This is a genomic window from Leptospira perdikensis (genome assembly GCF_004769575.1).
GTDB classification, from domain to species: Bacteria; Spirochaetota; Leptospiria; order Leptospirales; family Leptospiraceae; genus Leptospira_A; species Leptospira_A perdikensis.
On the sequence record NZ_RQGA01000003.1, the window covers coordinates 535,350 to 554,906 of the forward strand.

18 protein-coding genes are annotated in these 19,557 nt (G+C 36.3%); 8 read left to right on the forward strand and 10 right to left on the reverse strand.

The window, feature by feature from the left end; all coding sequences use genetic code 11:
* Positions 1-59 precede the first annotated feature (59 nt).
* Entirely contained in the window at positions 60-863 is an 804-nt protein-coding gene (locus EHQ49_RS03860) for an AraC family transcriptional regulator (protein ID WP_135576525.1), read from the reverse strand.
* A 79-nt stretch (positions 864-942) separates the two neighbouring features.
* On the opposite strand from EHQ49_RS03860, the gene EHQ49_RS03865 reads away from it, so the two are divergent.
* Both EHQ49_RS03865 and EHQ49_RS03870 read left to right on the forward strand, forming a co-directional pair.
* Positions 943-1,392 carry an SRPBCC family protein gene (locus EHQ49_RS03865; protein WP_135576527.1) on the forward strand — a complete coding sequence of 150 codons (450 nt, stop codon included), beginning with the start codon at positions 943-945 and terminating at the stop codon, positions 1,390-1,392.
* A gap of 181 nt (positions 1,393-1,573) precedes the next feature.
* The gene (locus EHQ49_RS03870) at positions 1,574-1,990 is read left to right on the forward strand and encodes an SRPBCC family protein (RefSeq protein WP_135576529.1); all 417 of its coding nucleotides are present in this window, start codon (positions 1,574-1,576) and stop codon (positions 1,988-1,990) included.
* Between the two features lie 40 nt (positions 1,991-2,030).
* Here the strand turns inward: EHQ49_RS03870 and EHQ49_RS03875 are convergent, their stop codons facing one another.
* Genes EHQ49_RS03875 through EHQ49_RS03885 form a run of 3 tightly spaced genes read right to left on the reverse strand, consistent with a single transcriptional unit; the run spans position 2,031 to position 4,098 of the window.
* Positions 2,031-2,627, reverse strand: a complete 597-nt coding sequence (locus EHQ49_RS03875) for a class I SAM-dependent methyltransferase (RefSeq protein ID WP_135576531.1) — start codon at positions 2,625-2,627, stop codon at positions 2,031-2,033.
* 16 nt (positions 2,628-2,643) lie between these two features.
* The gene (locus tag EHQ49_RS03880; RefSeq protein ID WP_135576533.1) at positions 2,644-3,672 is read right to left on the reverse strand and encodes a sulfite exporter TauE/SafE family protein; all 1,029 of its coding nucleotides are present in this window, start codon (positions 3,670-3,672) and stop codon (positions 2,644-2,646) included.
* A 3-nt stretch (positions 3,673-3,675) separates the two neighbouring features.
* Complete coding sequence (locus EHQ49_RS03885) at positions 3,676-4,098, reverse strand: EamA family transporter (RefSeq protein ID WP_135576535.1); 423 nt, start codon at positions 4,096-4,098, stop codon at positions 3,676-3,678.
* Between the two features lie 266 nt (positions 4,099-4,364).
* On the opposite strand from EHQ49_RS03885, the gene EHQ49_RS03890 reads away from it, so the two are divergent.
* On the forward strand, positions 4,365-7,103 hold the full coding sequence (locus EHQ49_RS03890; protein WP_135576537.1) for an ATP-binding protein: 2,739 nt from the start codon (positions 4,365-4,367) through the stop codon (positions 7,101-7,103).
* 83 nt (positions 7,104-7,186) lie between these two features.
* On the opposite strand, the gene EHQ49_RS03895 is transcribed toward EHQ49_RS03890, so the two are convergent.
* Positions 7,187-7,612, reverse strand: a complete 426-nt coding sequence (locus tag EHQ49_RS03895) for a DUF3995 domain-containing protein (RefSeq protein WP_135576539.1) — start codon at positions 7,610-7,612, stop codon at positions 7,187-7,189.
* A gap of 425 nt (positions 7,613-8,037) precedes the next feature.
* Here EHQ49_RS03895 and EHQ49_RS03900 point away from each other — a divergent pair, with 425 nt between their 5' ends.
* Together EHQ49_RS03900 and EHQ49_RS03905 are read left to right on the forward strand one after the other, a co-directional pair.
* Positions 8,038-9,009, forward strand: coding sequence for a ribonucleotide-diphosphate reductase subunit beta (locus EHQ49_RS03900; RefSeq protein ID WP_135576542.1), 972 nt, complete (start codon positions 8,038-8,040; stop codon positions 9,007-9,009).
* Positions 9,010-9,029: 20 nt separating this feature from the next.
* Positions 9,030-11,414 (forward strand): ribonucleoside-diphosphate reductase subunit alpha, encoded by a 2,385-nt coding sequence (locus tag EHQ49_RS03905; RefSeq protein ID WP_135576544.1) that lies wholly within the window; start codon positions 9,030-9,032, stop codon positions 11,412-11,414.
* Between the two features lie 8 nt (positions 11,415-11,422).
* Here EHQ49_RS03905 and EHQ49_RS03910 read toward each other — a convergent pair whose 3' ends face one another.
* On the reverse strand, positions 11,423-12,511 hold the full coding sequence (locus EHQ49_RS03910; protein ID WP_135576545.1) for a calcium:cation antiporter: 1,089 nt from the start codon (positions 12,509-12,511) through the stop codon (positions 11,423-11,425).
* A 347-nt stretch (positions 12,512-12,858) separates the two neighbouring features.
* On the opposite strand from EHQ49_RS03910, the gene EHQ49_RS03915 reads away from it, so the two are divergent.
* Together EHQ49_RS03915 and EHQ49_RS03920 are read left to right on the forward strand one after the other, a co-directional pair.
* A complete protein-coding gene (locus tag EHQ49_RS03915) occupies positions 12,859-14,238 on the forward strand; it encodes a beta-propeller fold lactonase family protein (RefSeq protein WP_244241331.1) in 1,380 nt (459 codons plus the stop codon).
* Between the two features lie 140 nt (positions 14,239-14,378).
* Entirely contained in the window at positions 14,379-14,855 is a 477-nt protein-coding gene (locus EHQ49_RS03920; protein ID WP_135576547.1) for a DUF6790 family protein, read from the forward strand.
* A 2-nt stretch (positions 14,856-14,857) separates the two neighbouring features.
* On the opposite strand, the gene EHQ49_RS03925 is transcribed toward EHQ49_RS03920, so the two are convergent.
* The 3 genes from EHQ49_RS03925 to EHQ49_RS03935 all read right to left on the reverse strand — a co-directional run bounded on the left by EHQ49_RS03925 (position 14,858) and on the right by EHQ49_RS03935 (position 17,221).
* On the reverse strand, positions 14,858-15,466 hold the full coding sequence (locus tag EHQ49_RS03925; RefSeq protein WP_135576549.1) for a hypothetical protein: 609 nt from the start codon (positions 15,464-15,466) through the stop codon (positions 14,858-14,860).
* On the reverse strand, positions 15,466-16,587 hold the full coding sequence (locus EHQ49_RS03930) for a WG repeat-containing protein (RefSeq protein ID WP_135576550.1): 1,122 nt from the start codon (positions 16,585-16,587) through the stop codon (positions 15,466-15,468). Before EHQ49_RS03930 ends, EHQ49_RS03925 begins: the two co-directional genes overlap by 1 nt.
* Before the next feature lie 268 nt (positions 16,588-16,855).
* Complete coding sequence (locus EHQ49_RS03935) at positions 16,856-17,221, reverse strand: DUF2200 domain-containing protein (protein ID WP_135577724.1); 366 nt, start codon at positions 17,219-17,221, stop codon at positions 16,856-16,858.
* A gap of 959 nt (positions 17,222-18,180) precedes the next feature.
* Here EHQ49_RS03935 and EHQ49_RS03940 point away from each other — a divergent pair.
* Positions 18,181-18,693, forward strand: a complete 513-nt coding sequence (locus EHQ49_RS03940) for a DUF1554 domain-containing protein (protein ID WP_244241332.1) — start codon at positions 18,181-18,183, stop codon at positions 18,691-18,693.
* A gap of 8 nt (positions 18,694-18,701) precedes the next feature.
* On the opposite strand, the gene EHQ49_RS03945 is transcribed toward EHQ49_RS03940, so the two are convergent.
* On the reverse strand, positions 18,702-19,442 hold the full coding sequence (locus EHQ49_RS03945; RefSeq protein ID WP_244241333.1) for a helix-turn-helix domain-containing protein: 741 nt from the start codon (positions 19,440-19,442) through the stop codon (positions 18,702-18,704).
* Between the last annotated feature and the right edge of the window lie 115 nt (positions 19,443-19,557).

A 19,557-nucleotide genomic window follows, 5' to 3' on the forward strand; every position in this document is an offset into this window, starting at 1 on the left:
CAAATATATTTTTGGCACCAATATGTATTTTTTAAAATAAATGGGACTACAGATTTGATTTAAGAAATCGTTTTCAAATATTCCTCCGGACTTAGGCCGATTGTGTTTTTAAAATCTTTGATAAAATGTGCCTGGTCATAATATCCCAAATCAAGGGCCAAATCTGCAAACTGAATCGTTTTTTCTTTTTCCATTCGTTCCGCCACTTCCTGGATACGAAATCGTTGGATGACCCATTTGGGACTAACTCCCACATACTCCTGAAAGAGTCTTTGTAAGTTACGAAGTTTGATTGAATATAATTTTGTAATTTGTTCTACCGATTGAATGGCCCTATCTTCTTTGATTTTATCGATGATGGTGTTGATCAAGGGAATTTTGGGATCGGGTTCAGGAAGGATTTTCTCCAACCAAGTTTCAACGATGTTGATCCGACTCTCTTCGTCTTCTTTTTGAAAGATTTCCTTTTCTAAGGGTAGGATATCTTCTTTTGTTAGTTCAGAAATTGGAACGGTTTTATCAGTGAGGTTAGAGACAAATTGTTGAAAGAATGGATAAAAACCTCCTGGCCTAAATTTAATTCCGAATACAGAACCTTTACCTTTCAAAAGAGTGGAAAACCTTCCTCGCGTAACACCAAATATCTTTGAATTTTCTTTTTCAAATACAATATGTACACTAGGGTAAGGAAGAGTTTCTGCAAGATAAGGTTCTTGGTCGGTTAAGTCCCAACTAACAGTCCAATAATGCTCAATAAAATAATCTAATTTTGTATTTGCAAAATACCTATTGTGTTTTGCTACCAAGTTTGCTTTGTTTTGGCGTAAAACTCCGCGGGTTGGTTTCCCTTTTTCTATCGCCATACCACTTTTTTAAAGATTTGTCGTGTTTTTACAATCCAAAACTTTTAAGCACTGGTATCTTATTTCTTTAAGGTAAATTATGAATCCTACAAATCAATTGAACCAACAACTAAACTTAAGTCTTACGAAAACCATTCAATCTAACTCAGAACGTGTTTGGGAAATCCTAACAACACCCAAATACATCAAAGAGTATTTGTATGGCACAGAGGCCATTTCGGAATGGAGAGAGGGAAGTTCACTGATTTTTAAAGGAGTTTGGGAAGGAACTCCGTATGAAGAAAAAGGGATCATTCTTACTTTTCAACCACCTTACACATTCAAATACTCTTACTTTACCGCGTTTTTTGGATTACCAGATTTGCCTGAAAACTATTCCATCATCGAGAATAAACTAACAGAAACAGATGGTATTGTGACAATTCATTTAAACCAAATAGGATTTACTGCAGAAGACAAAGTAAAACATTCAGAAGAAAGTTGGAACCAGTGTTTAGATATCGTAAAAGAAATTGCCGAAAGGAGATAAAATAAGAACATTTGAGGGTTTGTGGTTTCTGCAAACTTTTACAAATCCTTTTTATTCCTATTGAACAGTCAGGAAAGATTATGAATGTCGCAGGGTAGGGTTGAATTTTTATCCAAATCTACCTCGGAGGGCAAAAGAAAATGCTTTCCAACTTTTTATCATCCAAATTAATTTCTAGGAAATGAAACCCAACCAAATTACCGTTCAATCCACCATCAGCGCCGACAATAAAAAAGTTTGGGACTATTACACCCAACCAGAACATATCATCCATTGGAACTTTGCTGCTGATGATTGGCAATGTCCTTGGGCGAAAAACGATCTACGTGTCGGGGGAAAGTATAGTGCAAGAATGGAAGCTAAGGACGGAAGTTTTGGCTTTGAGTTTGAAGCAACCTATGACAATATTGTCGATCAAAAATCATTTACCTATACAATGGAAGATGGCAGAAAAGCCTCAGTTGCATTAGAAACCGTTGGTAATAAAACAGAAGTAACTGTTAAATTTGATGCGGAAGACCAGAATCCTATCGAAATGCAACAAGGCGGATGGCAGGCAATTCTAGATAACTTCAAAAAATATGTAGAGTCTCATTAATGAAACCAAATTGATTTTTCATTCAATGGCCTCTACGATTCTATTTTGAACTTGTTGAAATGAATAAAGAGGCATCTTGGTTCATAAAAATATTTTTACCATGATGGAAAGTTTTGATTTCTATATTTTTAAATCCGAATTTGATCAGTGATGTTTTTAATTCCGCGTGTTTGAATCCGTTATGAACCTTCGGGTGATTGATAGTTTCATTTTTATCAAAATCGACAATGATTAGTTTTCCATCTACATTTAATATTGAGTAAAAATATTGGAGTATTTGATCTGTATTGGGAACGTGCAAAAGAACTAAAGAGACTATAATGATATCGACTTTCAAATGCAATGGATTTTTTGTTAAATCAGAATCAATGACTTCTGCATTCGTAATTTTGGTTTGAGAGATCTTTTCTTTTAGGATTCCCAACATTTGTTCTGAAGAATCAAAAAATAAAATCTGATCCACCAAATTTGATAACTCCAGGCCTACAAGTCCAGTACCACATCCATAATCTAAAAGTGTTTTTCTTTTTTGATTTTTTATCTCTTCTGTGATGGCTGTTACAATGATATTTGCTAACTCTTTTCTTTCCTTTGTATCATATTTGTTGGCAAGTTGATTGAATATGTTTTCTTCCATAATATAGTTTTCTCTACTATTTAAATTCAATTTTTGTAAGTTCATTGTTTTTGTAACAATAAAATTCATAACTTACGTTAGAACCAATTCTATATACGATTTCCAAGAAAACTTGGTCATATTGATTTATTAGCTGATCGTATTTAGACTTATACTCTGGAGGTAATTCATTTGGTTGGATTTGCCTTTCAATTTCAAAACCTTCGTCAATTGCAAATTCTAATACAAAACTACTATTTCTCCAATTCATTGTGGTTTCATTATGTTGATTTTTTATGACTGAAACATTTTCTTTTTGGATAATGTTTTGTGATGTGCTGATCAACAAAAATAATCCAGAAATAACCATTGCACCATATCCAATCTTCCGAAATAAATATTCGCTTAAATAAGGTAAAATAAATTTCACCGAATATGAAGATACAATGGCTGCTATGGCAATAACAATTCCAAGTAACAAAGCATTCTCTGAATATAAACCAAAAAGTAAATAGATGAATAATTTAATGGAATGAAGAAATATTTCATTTGCTGCTCGCGTCGCTACAATTTCTTCTTTTGTCAATCCGTAACGTAAATAGAAACGATTGAACAAAAGCCCGATGGCGCCTGTGATCCCTGAAATAAAACCTGCAAAAAATCCAACAAAGGCTAATATGAAGTTTGGATAGGGTTTTTCCTCTTCTTTTTGTTCTCGTTTTGATTTAAATAATTCTGGAACATTCGCAAGTAACAACAAACCAACAATTACTTGTAGATATAGAGGGTTTATATATTTCATTAACCAACCCCCTAAAAGAACTGCAGGAATTGAAAATGGAACGAACCAAATGAAAACTTTCCAGTAAATATGTTTTTTGAATACTACGACTCGAGAAGCTGAACTTGTTAATGTTCCAATTGTGATTGAAAATGGAATAAAGGAACTTGGTAAAAATAAATTTAATATTGGGATTAAGATTAAACTTGCACCACCTCCACAAATGGCGCTAATCCAAAATGCGAGTATGGTTGCGAAAAATAAAAATATTATTTTCAAAATCATTTGTTATTTCCAAGTTAAAATGAGAAGTCCACTCATCATGAATATTGTTCCCAAAAGGATTTTCCAAGTAAATTGTTCGTTTAATAATAAAATAGAAAGTGAAATTGTGATTAGGATACTAGCTTTATCGATCAGTGTTACTTCCGAAACATCTCCAATTTTTATAGCTCGGTAATAAAATATCCATGATATCGTTGTTGTTAAAGCTGAAATTCCTAAAAATAAAATGTCTTTAAAAGTAAGATTTGAAAAATCTTTAGTTTGATTGAATACAAATACATTAAGCCAGACCAACACAAAAACAAAACAAGTCCTAACTGCAAGCCCCGTATCTGCACTAACGTTTTTCAGTCCAGTTTTTGCCACTACCGCTGTGATTCCGGCAAAGAACATGGATATGAACGCATATATTTGGTAAGTTTTCATTATCTTACATTCCTCATCAAATTGGGAATTAGTCTAGAAAAATCAGTTCCAATAAAATTTGATTTTTGAAGGTAATCTCTATCAAAGTGGTTGTTTGAGTGATCCAAGTTCACAAACATATCGTATGAATCGAACAGAAGAGACATCATTTTAAGTGGTGCAGTTAGTACGAAACTTTTCGCCTCGGAGGAAAATTTATTCATTTCCGACGAGATAGGTATGAATTTATTTCTTTTTCTTCTGATTTAAATCGTCTTTAAACCTATATGCCTTCCTGGAATGCTTCTATCAAAAAAATCGGCGGAGAGTTCCTTCTCCTGGTATTGGTATTCCTTCTCTATCTAATTGTTGGAAAATTGAGTCTCAATTTGTCTTCCATTGATGGATACAGCACTCCTGTTTGGCCACCAGCGGGCCTAGCCCTTGGATTTGTTTTGTTGTTTGGAAATCGAGTTTGGCTTGCATTATTTTTGGGTGCCTACCTTACCAATACAACACACCTCCCTACCTCTGAAACTTGGATGGAGTTTCTAATTGCCAATCCGCAAAATATAACAATTTCACTTGGTAATTCAACTTCAGCTGTTTTGGGTGCTTATCTTTTGAAAAAATATTCGGATCCAAGTTTGAATATCTTTCAAGTCCATGAGATATTAGTTTTTTTTGCTTTTGCCGGTCCAGTAACCGCATTCATTTCTTCTGTCATTGGCAGTTTGTCTTTATATTATTTTAAGATTATTTATTTTGAATTTCTTTTTCAAACATGGCTTACCTGGTGGATGGGCGATTCCATTGGGATTATCATTTTTACTCCTTTACTGATTCTCATTTGGAAGTGGTACAAAGGTGAAGAGAAACTATTACGATTAATTATTTTTTCTTCTGCTACAATGAGTACTTTTATTTTCACCTTATCCATTTTTTTTCTGACAAGAAACTGGGAAAAAGAATTCATCAACTATCGAATTAAGTCGGATGGTCATATTGTTTCCACTGGAATAACCAATCAGTTATCGGAAAACATTAGAGTTGTGAAAGCTCTAGGTTCCTTTATATCATTAGTTGGGAATTTAAATCGTAACTACTTTGATGAATTCTCAAAAGAAATTATGGAAGAATCTGATAGTGTGACAGCATTATCTTGGAACTCTTACCTTCGACATTCCTCTCGCCCAGCAAGTGAAGTTGAGTTAAAACTTGATTATCCAGATTCAATCGGGATATCGATACGAGAAGATAAAAAAATGTTACCTTCACCTGTAAACAAAGAGTATGTGTATATCAAATATATATATCCATATGATGAAAACCATCTGGCTGTTGGATATAACTTGTTTTCCGACCCAACTCGCAAAGAAGCATTACTCCTCGCAACGGAAAAACAAGGGATTGAGATGACTGGTAAAATCAGTTTGATTCAAAATAGAGAAAATAACTCTGGTTTTTTAATTCTTTATCCAGTGAAGAGACTAAATGGAGAATCTGGATTTGCTACTGCGATCATTCGAATTGCAACTATCGTTGATAATACATTGGTTGGAAATGATCAGCACGATTTATGTATCAAAATTGAAGAAGTCAACAAATCATCTAATATGAATATTTTTTCAAAAGAATGTTCCAATATGGAAGAAAAGATTTTTTCAGATTTTTCTTATGAACATCAGATAACGATTGGTTCTCATATTTTGAATATAAAAACGACAGCAACAAAAGAATATTTTCAAAAAAATCTTACCAATGCTTCTCGTTTTCTCTTAATCATTTCTTCCTTACTCACAGGGTTACTCGGAATTCTTCTTCTCATCATCATGGGAAAAGAAAAAAGCATTCAAAACATTGTGGAAAAAAGAACTTTTGAGTTGGAAAAAGCCAATAGCGTTAAATCGGAATTTTTGGCAAACATGAGTCATGAAATTCGTACACCGATGAATGGGGTACTCGGAATGTTGACTTTATTAGAACAAACCCCGATAGATTTGGAACAAAAAGACTATGTAGATAACGCAAAAAAATCGGTTCTATCGCTTTTAACAATTATCAATGATGTGTTAGATGTCGCTAAATTAGAAAACAAAAAGTTGGAAATGATCCCAAGGCCAACAAATGTGAACAAGTTATGTAAGGACCTGATCCAATTGTTTTCAACAGATGCACAGAAAAAAAATCTGAAGTTTGATGTGAATGTTTCAGATTTGGATCCAAACCTTTATATACTCGTTGATGAAAATCGCCTCAGACAAATATTAATTAATCTTATCGGGAATGCCCTTAAATTCACCTTTACTGGAACTCTATCCTTGGAAGTGAGATTCAGCGTGGATAAAAGGGATATTGTGTTTCAAGTAAAAGATACAGGGATTGGCATTTCTGAAGAGAATATTCCTAAATTATTCAATCGGTTTGTTCAGTTAGAAGATTCTCGTACTAAAAAATTTGAAGGTTCTGGCCTTGGTCTTTATATTTCCAAACAACTTGTTAATTTAATGGGTGGGGAAATTGAAGTGAAAAGTGTTTTGAATGTTGGTTCTACTTTTCAATTTACAATCCCATATCAAAAAACGGATCAAAAAGAAATGTTATTAGACAATATGAATCCTAAACTAATCGGGGATGATAAAAAGTTTCATATTTTGATAGTAGAAGATAATTTGCTCAATCAGAAATTTATAGTTAAAGTATGCCAGAAAGAAAACATAAAAGTAAATGTTGCATCCAATGGACTTGAAGCCATTCACTTATTAGATGAATCTCTTGGTCGTGTGGATGATCGGTTTGATATGATCCTTATGGATATCCAGATGCCTGTATTGGATGGAATGGAAGCAACAAAACTAATTCGAAAACGTGCTGATTCCTATCGAGACATACCGATCATTGCGATCACTGCGAATAGTATGGACTCCCAATTAAATGAATATTTAGAAAATGGTATGAATGGATGTGTTAAAAAACCAATCATTCTTGCTGAACTGATGTCAACAATCTACAGAAATTTAGTTTAAGATAAACCAATAAATCACAAAGGTTATATTGAAAAAGATTTAAGACCTTCCTATAATCGATAACCATTAAGAATATAGAATTTTTATAATCCACTTTGAACCAGATAAGTCAGTAAAGAAATCAAAAGGCAAAGTGGAGAAAATAGAATTGTATCAAAGTATGCAAATTCTTTGTTTTTAATGCGTTTCGTAAAACCTAAATAATTAAAATCTCCAATAGCACGAATTCCAAAAATAACGGTTGTGAACCAACAGCCTATTTTATAGATTTGCGAGTCCAATAACGGCTGTATAATGCCAGTCAGTGTGAAGTAAAAACTGGAAAGTAGAAGCAAAAAAAGTCCAACGATAAAACTATCAATTCTTTTTGGATAAAATAGAAAACTTCCATCCTTTTTCCTTGGCAGGGCCACTTCAAATCCCCAAAGGATTCCAATGGACCAAAGAAAATGTAAAAGAGCAAGGATAAGGAAAATCATCACTAAGATGGAAACATAAATAAGATTCATAAAGGAAATCTTTGGTGAATCAATCCAGAATGAAAACTAAATATTGGAATCCATTCTTTGTTTTCTAAATCAAAATATTGATAGAAGTAATTCATTAAGTGTTTGCGAATCGTCACTTAATCCATTCTTTAGTTCAGGTCTTTTTTTGGCTTTTCTTTGGTTTAAATCCATTGACAAAATATGTCTCTTTGGATTTCTTTAGATTCTATTCCGGGAGGAATGAGGTGAAACTCCTCAACTGACGGCGCAACCGTAAATTCTTATCTTACTTCAGATAAGGAAAGTCGGATCTTCCCACATATGAATCGCCCGTAAACGATCATCTGTACCGAAAATTTTTTTCAGGGCCCCGGACTATTGCTACCGGGATACCCACACCTTCTCCAAAAATAAGATGTTGTGTCCCGACTAACGGAGATTTAGTCATGGATTATCAATCAGAAGTATTGTTAAAAGAAAATAAGGATCGTTTTGTGATCCTTCCTATCAAGTTTCCTAAAATTTGGGAGATGTATAAAAAACAACAGGCATCCTTTTGGACGGCGGAAGAAATCGATTTGAGTAGCGATCTAGATGATTGGAATTCTCTTTCGGATAACGAACGTTTTTTTTTGAGTAATGTTTTAGCTTTTTTTGCAGCAAGCGACGGGATTGTGAATGAAAACTTAGCAGTAAACTTTATGCGAGAAGTTCAGCTTCCTGAAGTTAGGTGTTTTTACGGATTCCAGATTATGATGGAAAATATTCATTCGGAAACCTATTCCCTTCTAATCGATACCTACATCAAAGACCCAAAAGAAAAAAATAGATTATTTCATTCGATAGAAACTATTCCTGCAGTTCAAAAAAAATCAGAATGGGCCTTACGTTGGATAGGTGAAGGAAATTTTGCAGAACGTTTACTTGCTTTTGCTGCTGTGGAAGGTATTTTTTTCAGCGGAAGTTTTTGTGCCATTTTTTGGATGAAAAAACGTGGGCTCCTTCCTGGTCTTAGTTTTTCCAATGAATTGATTAGCCGTGATGAAGCCTTACATTGTGAGTTTGCCTGTATTCTTTTTAGAATGTTAGAAAACAAACCTAGTGCTGACCGTGTGTATGAAATATTTGCTGATGCAGTGAACATTGAAAAAGAATTCATCACAGAATCTTTGTCAGTGGATCTCATAGGGATGAATGCAAAACTAATGCAACAGTACATTGAATTTGTGGCCGATCGTTGGCTCATTGAACTTGGATTTGAAAAACTATACTATTCCTCCAATCCTTTTGATTTTATGGAGATGATTTCCTTACAAGGTAAAACTAATTTTTTTGAAAAACGAGTGGGTGATTACCAGAAAGCGGGAGTTCTCAACTCAGACCAAAGTTTTACTTTCTCACTGAACGAAGATTTTTAGATTTTTTAAAAGGAAATTATATGTTTGTACTCAAAAGAAATGGAAAACAAGAATCAGTAAAATTTGATAAAGTCACAGCTCGGATTGAAAAATTATCCTATGGACTCAGTCGTTTGGTAAGTCCTATCGATGTCGCGAAAAAAGTAATCGAAGGTATTTATGATGGCGTGAGTACTTCAGAATTAGACAATTTGGCCTCAGAAATTGCTGCATCTCTTACCACCAAACACCCAGACTACGCTCTCCTTGCCAGTAGGATAGCCGTGAGTAATCTCCACAAAAACACGACAAAATCTTTTTCAGAAACCATGGAACGATTGTATTCCTATGTAGATCCCAAAACCGGCAAAACAATGCCACTCATTGCTGAGGATGTATGGGGAATTGTCAAAAAACATTCAGAACTTTTGGATAGTTCCATCATTTATGATAGAGACTTTGGGTTTGATTATTTTGGATTCCGAACTCTGGAAAAATCCTACCTACTGAAGCTTGATGGGAAAATCGTGGAACGTCCGCAACATATGTACATGCGTGTGGCCATTGGAATTCACAAAGATCGAATCGAGGACGTCATCAAAACTTATAATCTAATGAGCGAACGTTGGTTCACTCATGCGACTCCGACTCTTTTTAATGCAGGGACTCCCAAACCGCAGATGAGTAGCTGTTTTCTTCTTACAATGAAAGACGATAGCATCGATGGAATCTATGACACTCTAAAACAAACCGCAAAAATTTCACAGAGTGCTGGTGGGATCGGTCTTTCCATTCATAATATCCGGGCGACAGGTTCTTATATTGGTGGCACCAACGGAACGAGTAACGGCATTATTCCCATGTTACGTGTATTTAATGATACAGCACGATACGTGGACCAAGGTGGTGGAAAACGAAAAGGTGCCTTTGCTATATACTTAGAACCATGGCATGCTGATATTTTTCCTTTTTTGGAATTAAAGAAAAACCATGGCAAAGAAGAAATGCGAGCTCGTGATTTATTTTATGCTCTTTGGATCTCTGACTTATTTATGAAACGAGTGGAAGAGGGTGGTGACTGGAGTTTGTTTTGTCCCAATGAAGCTCCTGGTCTTTCTGATGTATACGGCGATGAGTTTGTCGAACTCTACGAACAGTATGAAAGGGAAGGGCGAGCACGAACCAAAGTCAAAGCCCAAGAACTTTGGTTTGCTATTGTGGAATCACAAATTGAAACAGGAACTCCATATTTGTTATACAAAGACGCAGCCAATTCCAAAAGTAATCAGAAAAATTTAGGAACCATCAAAAGTAGCAATCTTTGTACTGAAATTTTAGAATTCACAAGCCCCGATGAAGTGGCTGTATGTAATTTAGCGTCTGTCGCCTTGCCGAAGTTTGTTTCCAATGGTAAGTTTTTATTTGATACCTTATATGAAATTGTTTATCAAATGACGGTTAACTTAAATCGTATTATTGATGAAAATTATTATCCTGTTCCTGAAGCCAAAAATTCCAATTTAAAACACCGACCGATTGGTATTGGTGTACAGGGCCTTGCCGATGTTTTCATTCAATTGCGAATGTCTTACGAAAGTGATGCAGCAAAAAAACTCAATATAGAAATTTTTGAAACCATCTACTTTGCAGCGATGACAGCCAGTAAAGATTTAGCAAAGGAAGAAGGAACTTATCCGAGTTTTCCAGGTTCTCCTCTCTCAAAAGGAATTTTTCAATTTGATTTATGGAATGTCAAACCAACAGGCCGTTGGGATTTTGATTCATTACGGAAAGAAGTCATTCAATTTGGAACGAGGAATTCCCTTCTTGTCGCACCAATGCCAACAGCATCCACATCTCAAATTTTAGGAAACAATGAATGTTTCGAACCTTATACATCCAATATCTATTCTAGACGAGTTCTCAGTGGCGAATTTATCATAGTCAATAAACATTTGTTACATGATCTAATTGAGCTTGGGTTATGGAATTCAGAAATGAAAAACCAAATCATCGAAGCCGGTGGTAGTATCCAATCCATTCCTTCTATTCCCGATTCGCTCAAAGAAATTTACAAAACGGTTTGGGAAATGAAACAAAGGTCACTCATCGATATGGCGAGGGACCGTGGTGCTTTTATTTGTCAGTCCCAATCCTTAAACTTGTTTGTGGAAAGTCCGACGGTTTCCAAACTTTCTTCCATGCATTTTTACGCTTGGAAACAAGGTTTAAAAACGGGAATGTATTACTTACGAACTAAAGCGGCAACCCAGGCCATCCAATTCACTGTGGAAAAAAACAAAGAAAATATTGTTAAAGATATTGAATTGACCATTCCAGGACCAACTAACAAAAAAGAAGTGGAGTCTGAGTTTGTTGGTGAGTCCTGTTCTATGGAAGAAGGCTGTTTGGTTTGCGGAAGTTAACCAAACACTTACGGCATAAGAGAAATTGCTAAAAAGGAAGCCATGATCACCAAGTGGATGAGACCATGAAGGGATGTGGTCCTTCCTGATCCAAAGGTAAAACTTCCCGCAAGAAAGGTTACCATAAGAAAGACAATTCCTTTTGTATCCAAACCGAGTGTTAATGGTTTATCAAATAGAAGCGAATACAAACTTACTGCAGGGATCGTCAGTGCAATACTTGCAGCCCCCGAACCCAGTGCTAAGTTCAAACTGGTTTGTAGTTCATTAATTTTTGCAGCATTCATGGCGGCCAAAGTTTCTGGTGCCAATACTAAAATCGCAATGACAATCCCAACTACAGCCTTTGGTGCACCGAGTGCTGCGATTGTGTGTTCAATGGTAGGGCTTAGGATTTTTGACAATCCAACAACGGCAACAAGTGAAAACAGAAGAGAGATGAAACTAGTAATCGCTCTTTTTTGACTTGGTCTGGTTTTTGTTAGTTCTGTTTGTGATCCCTCTCCCTCCGAAGCAGCGAAAAAATTCTTATGAGATTTCGTTTGTGACCAAACAAGAGATCCGTATAAAACAAGAGAAGCTAAAGAAACAAAGATAAGTTGGCCTGCGCTATAAGTTCCTTTATTGGTAGAAGTTGTATACAAAGGCAAAATCAATGTGAGCGTAGAAAGTACGGCAAGGACTCCGAGTAAAGCTGTTGTACCTACTGACTGAAATCCCAACTCCTTATGTTTCAAACCACCTAACAAAATACAGATTCCAATGATCCCGTTTGTGACAATCATAAGGGCTGCAAAAACTGTGTCTCTGGCAATCTGTGGTGAATCGACTGTGTCATTACTCATAAGACTTACGATGAGAGCGACTTCAATCACCGTTACAGAGATGGCTAAAATCAAAGTTCCGAGTGCCGGCCCCACTCTTTCTGCGATGACTTCGGCACTATGCACAGCACTCGAAATTCCTGCAGCTAAGAACACAACAGCGATCGTGACGAGGAGTCCTTCGCCAATGGGTGCGACGACCACTCCGATCAAAACGAGAAAGGAAGTGAGGGAGAGCCAGTCATTGGATGTTAACGTTTTTGAATTTGCCATAGTGGTTCTTAATTTTAAAAATAATAACTTTGTATTTATCTTTAAGACTACAAAAAATACCATAAAGTTCAAGTAAATCCATGGATTTGCCACTTATGTTTTCACTTTGGGCGCCTCGAATCTCAGCTAAATGCCTCATTCTTTCCAATCACGACCGGGCTTTCCGTTCCAATCTCCGCTTTGCTCCAATTTCCACTGCAATCCCTGGCGCTAACATTCTTTAGGAGAACCAATAGAATTCGTTAAACTTCCCAATTTTAGGAATGACATTTCTACCAGATTCGTTTGATTTATGTTTGTTGGTTTCTATGACAACTCATCTTTCTAAAAGAACTAAGCTTTCCAAGTTGAAAAAAATTCGAAAAGGATTCTATTTACTCATTTGTCTTTTTTCATTCAATGCTTGTCTCTTAAATCCTATTGTTCAAAGTATACTCTGTCCGAACGATGATCCCTCTTCCCCCAAATCGTTGTTTGCTCTTTGGGCCTTACTCTCAAGTTCTAACTCAGTTGTGGAATTAAACCATACTTGGGCCGGAATTCACAAAGGGGATAGTTTACAACTCGAAGCACAGTACTATTCGTACGGTGCCAAAACAGACACTACTTTTCAATGGTCCAGTAGCAATCCTTCGGTGGCCACTGTGGATGGGAATGGATTCGTTCAAAGTATAGGAAATGGAAAAGTAATCATCACTGCTACCTCGGGAGATGGTAGGGCCAAAGCAACTTCTGACATCACTGTGTATACAGGTTATGTGTATACGAGTTTAAACATTAGTCATTATGTTGGACATTTAACAATGAATGGAAACACTGGGAACTTAACAGCCAATGCAACAACTTATGTAGGGAATTTGAGTGATCCCAATGGGATTGTTACGGATCCTGCTGGAAAATACTTATACACAGGAAATTTCGGTACGGGCACAATATCCCAGTTTCTAATCAATCAGGCAACAGGAGGTTTGACTTTAAACACTCCAGCGACTGTGGCAGGCGGAACAAACCCAAGAAACTTAGCCATCACTCCTGATGGAAAGTATTTGTATTTGGCTTCCCAAGGAACTCAGGAGATTCGAGCTTATGCTGTTGGCGCTGATGGCACTCTGACCTTTCTTACTTCCTATCCCACCAACACTGGTTATGCAAACGTTCTAATCTCTCGGAATGGAAATTTTATTTTTTATATGAATTCCACCTTAACGGAATTAATTTCGTATCGCATCAATTATGCAGATGGAAGTTTATCACAAGCAAACATCAGTCCTACTTTTCCTAACGGTACATCAGGCCATGTTTCAACCCATCCGAGTGGCAATTTTGTATATGTTGGTTCTGAACCCGCCTTAACGATTTTCAGTTTTGATAGCGAAACAGGTAATATGGGTTTTGTGGATTCCGTTTTTCACGGTATGGGTATCAATAGTACGGCCATACATCCAAGTGGACGATTTTATTATTTGATTCATATGAATGAAGGAATTATTGCTTGTTATACGGTCGATCCTATATCTGGGAAAATTTCATACTCATCTAGTGTGACAGGATATAGTACAAATAGTATGCGATTTATGGTGATTGACCCTACTGGTAGATATGCTTATGTAGCGGCAAATACTGGATCCAATATGTTTCAATTTAGTATCAACCAAACCACCGGTGAACTTACTTCTATAGGGCCAGTGAATCCTGGTGGAGCCCAATGGAACTTGACCTTCTTGTAAGGGTGGGGCGCCAGAAATCCTAATTTTTTCCAATAAGCAGTCGTTAATCGACATTTCGATACGAGATCCAGATTATTTTCTCGGCGAACTTAAACGAGAAATTTCTTTACTGAATCTTCTGAATCAGACATATTTGTCAGATGGGTTATTTAATCTATATTGTGGCGACAATGTTGGTATTACCACTTGTTTCGGTGATTGTTGAATTCTACTATCGTTCTTCCCAAATCAGATTTTTTGATCTTACATGGAAGTGGTTTATTTTTTGGGCCATTGGAGTTAGGCTGATGACTGCTGGTTTAAACCAGATTGCCAATCCTGCCTTTACGGCAAGTATCATGCAACTCAGTGAATCCGCACATGTTGTGATCAGAGAGTTGGGTTTTGCTAATTTCCTGATGGGTGGACTTGCGATACTATCGTTATTCTATCCTTCTTTACGTCCTGCGGCAACTCTTGGTGGTCTGTATCTTGGACTTGCTGGATTGTTACATGTCATTCGTGGGATAGAACATGTAAATTTCAAAGAAGCCACAGCACTGATTTCCGATTTATGGGGGTTCCTGATTGTTGTTGCCTATTTTTTTGATTCTCTTTTTCTCCGCAATCGAACCTGATTTTATTTTGCATTTATTTTTACAGTTTCAACAATCGATTTTACTTCTTCCAATGTGGGTTCAAAGTTTTCATAAGGAATTCCAGATCCAATAAAATAAAAATAATCTTTTTGTGGAAAGATCCAAACGGCCGAAACCACTTTTGTTTCTACTTCGTTTTCATTGAAAATAGAATAGGAAAATAAACTATACCCAGCTAAGTTTCCGTTGATACGAACTGTTTTTGGTTCGACCAAATAATCAAAATTTTTCAACGGAATAGAAATATAAAATAAAAGTTTTCGTAACGTGTTTGGAATATTATTAAATTCTAGATTGTTTTTTTGTATTTTGACATTGAGTGTGGGTAAAAATTCATCTATTTCTGGATCACCTTTGCGAATTGAATAAATAGGTATTTCCGATTTTTCATGTAAAAGTTTTGTGAACGTGGGTGAACCGAGATGCACTCTTTGTAAATTTTCTTTGAATTCTCCCGTTGTGACATCGCTCCATGTAACGGGAGTTTCGATAGAAAATCCAAAAGAAGAGAGCTGAGTTAGTTTGGTTGGATTTGAAAAAATGTTCGAAGCAAAAAGTAAATAAATCAATATCCAAATGATTTTTTTCATTAGTTCAAACACTCTCTGAAATTAACAACACCCCAGGCTTCGTTCAGTTGATATGTAAATATACCATCTTTAAGGGTCCCTAGTTTTTCGAATATAGGTGGAATCAACCATTCTGCATCCGTTGTGATGTAACCTTCTTTTTCGCCCTCTTTTGCAACTGCGATTCCGTTGGAGAAGGAGGCGATTGATTTTAGTTTTGGCTCTATCAAATATCCACCTTGTTTGTTGATGATACCATATTTATCGTTTATGCTAATCGTTGCATATCCTTCGCTAAAATCATAAACTGTATCAAATTTTGGTTCGATGATCACATTCCCTGAAAGATCTAGAAATCCCCATTTTTTGTTTAATTCGAATCGAACCAACCCTTCTTGAGGTATTCCCATATAATCGTATTTAGGTGGAATGATTACTTTAAAATTGGAATCCATTAATCCTAGTTTTTTATAGTGATAAAACTGGATAGTTCCATGATAAAAATAGTTTCTTATATCATAGTTCTCATGAGTGAATTTTTTTTCAATACCTTGGATATTGACAAGGCCTTGGTGTTCGTCTCGTTTGAAGATTGCCCATCCATCGTGGATATTACTTAAAAAGTCATATTTAATTGGTAAAATTAACTTTCCTTTGGTATTAATAATACCTTGTTTTCCATTGTTTTGGACTATCGCATATCCATCCTGAAATCGAAATGCATTTTCATACTCAACGTCCCCAAGTAGGTTCCCATTTTTATCTAAGAATCCTTTTGGGTCTCTATGATGTTCTCCCAAACGATAAATTGCAAATCCATCGAAGAAGTCTCCAACTAATGAGAGTTCAAATCGAAACACCGGCCTGCTATTTACATCTATAAATCCATACTTATCATCTTTTTTTGCCCGAATCCAATCTTCGGATACATACGATAAATCCTGATAAACGGCAGGGAATACTTTAATTTTAGAATCGGCCGCATATAAGTAGGTTTTTATCTTTTTTTCATTTTCCAAACGGATCGTGTTGAATGTGAAATTACACCCTTTGAAAGTAGGGTTTTGTTTCTTTGGTAGACTTGAGCAGGACAGAATTGCCGTTAGGCTTAATGTGACTTGAAAAATGTAAATCAATTTCATGCAAGGGACAATGGTATCATTTCCTTGAAGATTCGAAAAGTAATATTTTGCGTTTATCACTTGTTAAAATCTATTTAAATCAGCTGATGCGGTAGGTAAAAATCGTTGTCTTGGTAGGAACCGCCCTACCCAAAGGTTTATTTTTGGATGTCTTGTATTATTGGTGAACCGGCTAACAGAAATTTATGAAAAGAAAAAATGTCAAATATGTTTGCTGAGCGGAATGGATAGGAATTTGTTTAATGAAGCGAATGAACCTTTCTAGTAATTATTCATTCCTCAGAATTTTTTCCATCACCTTTCCTTTTGCCAACTCATCCACAAGTTTGTCTAAATACCGAACTTTTTTGGTTAATTGGTTCTCAATTTCTTCCACACGATACCCACAAATCATTCCTTTGATCAGATGGGCATTTTTATTTAATACGGCTCTTTCAAAGAAGGTTTGGAAACTCACTTTCTCTTGGATTAATTCTTTTATTTTCTTTTCATCGAAAGAAGTTAACCATTCAATCACTTGGTTTAGTTCTTTTTTGGTTCTGCCCTTTTTTTCTATTTTGGTCAGATAAAGAGGATAAACAGAAGCGAAAGTCATCCGCGCCATTTTTTCGTTATGTTCAGGGGTTGGTTCCATATAATTCACTTTTTTACCGACTTCTTTGGCCAAACTGAAAACATACCACGTAGATGGTCACGGGAGTTTAAGATAGAAGTTCGATGATTTGAAATTGTCAGTGGTCTGAGGGATAGTGCAAGTTAATTTTGTTTTTTTGTTCTCTGTTACCAATCGCATGTCCAGACTTTGGTGCGAAAGTCTCATATTTCAAGCGACAACTAAATTTGATGGTTTCTTGAAGAACATGATTTGTTTTTCACATATTATTTGTTATTCGATTGTTCGCATTGTAATGGTATCAGCTGATTGCAGTTTATTCATGAACGAAATAATAAGTTAACTTTTAAAAGTATAATAAATCATAATTTGGGGATTGGAAATTTGTTGAAAAAGATCACCTAACATATAAAATATTTGGTGATCGAATTTGTATTTATAAATCTAGGATCAGCTTTTCTTCTGCGCCCCGGATAGAAGCGGAAATCCTTTGCTTATGCAAAGATTGGAGCGGATAGCCGGAAATGTGCGCCCCAAACCTTGCCTTTGTTTTTGGGTTAGGATTTGGAATCCATTCCATTCGATAGGAAACAATTTCTTTCCAAACTCTTACCTTTTCCTGTTTTTTTGGTTGTACCAGGATGCTTTGGACAAAAGAATCGGCTTGTGGCAAATATTACCACGAATGTTGGTAGCTATGACACGTAAAATCTGAAAGGATCTTAATTTTCTTAACCTCCTGATTCCCGTCCCAGGAGGACAAGAAAATACAAATATGTTAACATATGGATTTAATAGTGGAACTTATGAGAATCAAAATAGGATTTTATTGTCTCAGTCTATTGTGTTTTCTTAACTGCGGTCCAGCTGATCTTTGTAATGCAGCTGATACTTCCAGTCGATGCGGAATCTTACGATTGACTATGCAAAATTCAAATCCGTCAAATTCGCCTCGAGTTTCTCACTGCTCAGTATGTAGAATGTTCGTTACCGCAACTACCTATAATGCCAATCTGGGAGGTATTGTGGGGGCCGATAGTAAATGTTTCTCCGATACCAATAAACCTTCGACTGGTATTTATAAAGCATTACTTGTGGATAATGCCAATCGCCGTGCTTGTACAAGCGTTAACTGCACTACTGGCGGAACTACAGAACAGATTGATTGGGTATTGTCACCAAATGCAACTTATGTGCAAGCAACAAATACATCCACAATTATTTTCACTTCGGATGCCAATGGAGTCTATAACAATAACTTAACGAATCTAGTTTCTGTTGCGGCCGCGGCAATCTGGACAGGGCTCAAAAACAATCCGTCTTGGGATTGGCAGACCGATACAACACATACATGTTCGTCTTGGGCAGACAGTGTCACCGCAAGTTGTGGATCCTATGGAGTGACAAGTTGGACAGATAGTCGCGCGATTGCGATCACGTCTGCCTATGGAAGTGGAGGCACTCTAAACAATTTACTCTGTGTGGAACAATAGTTTAATGGTTAAGAAGCTCTGAGGATTTTTTCGATCTCTTCATTTTGAATGTACCAACGAATTGATTCTCCTTTTTGAAATATGAGGGAAGGAGAAATTCCAAAGATTTCTCGGAATACATTGGTAAAGTGAGCTTGGTCGTAAAAACCTGCGCCAAGGGCAGCGTCAGCAAGGGAGGCACCTTCTTTGATTGCGATTACTGCTGTTTTGATTCGAAACCACTTGCGAAATGCTCGGAGTGGGAGACCCACTGCATTTTTAAATTCATGTTGGAGCCAAGACTCAGACATCCCGATTTCCAAAGCAAGTTCCTCAACATTTGTGGTTTCTTCTGGATTTTTAATCAGTTTTCGCATAACATAGATTAATCGCTCGTTGTCTTGTATTTTTTGTGCAGGTGCTAATCGGTTAAACGGAAACGAACGATTTAGAATTGCCGGATATAGTTCCGGATTGGCTGTTTGTATTTCAAGACAAGTTGTAATCAATTCCAAAGCCCAAGTAGGGTTGGCAGAGAGTTTATTGGGACCTGCTTCCTTTGTGAGAATTTCTCCGATTTCACTTCCTGGATCGGCAAACAAAATTCCAACGGATCCGTTGAAAACTGTTTCATGACTCAAAGTTCCATCAAAAACAAAACAACGAGAGCTCAACCATTGTTTGTTTCCTTTAACACGTTTTTTAATTTCCGTATCGAGGCTTACGATTGTTGCAGAGGTAACTGTGGAATGAAACGCAAGATATGGCAATTTCCCAACAAACAACACAGCGCCCCGAAGAGCGCAGATCACATTCTGCATCTGTTTATGTTAAATGAAAGATTAACAAAGACAATCGAAAACTTTGAATCCGATCAATAAGGAG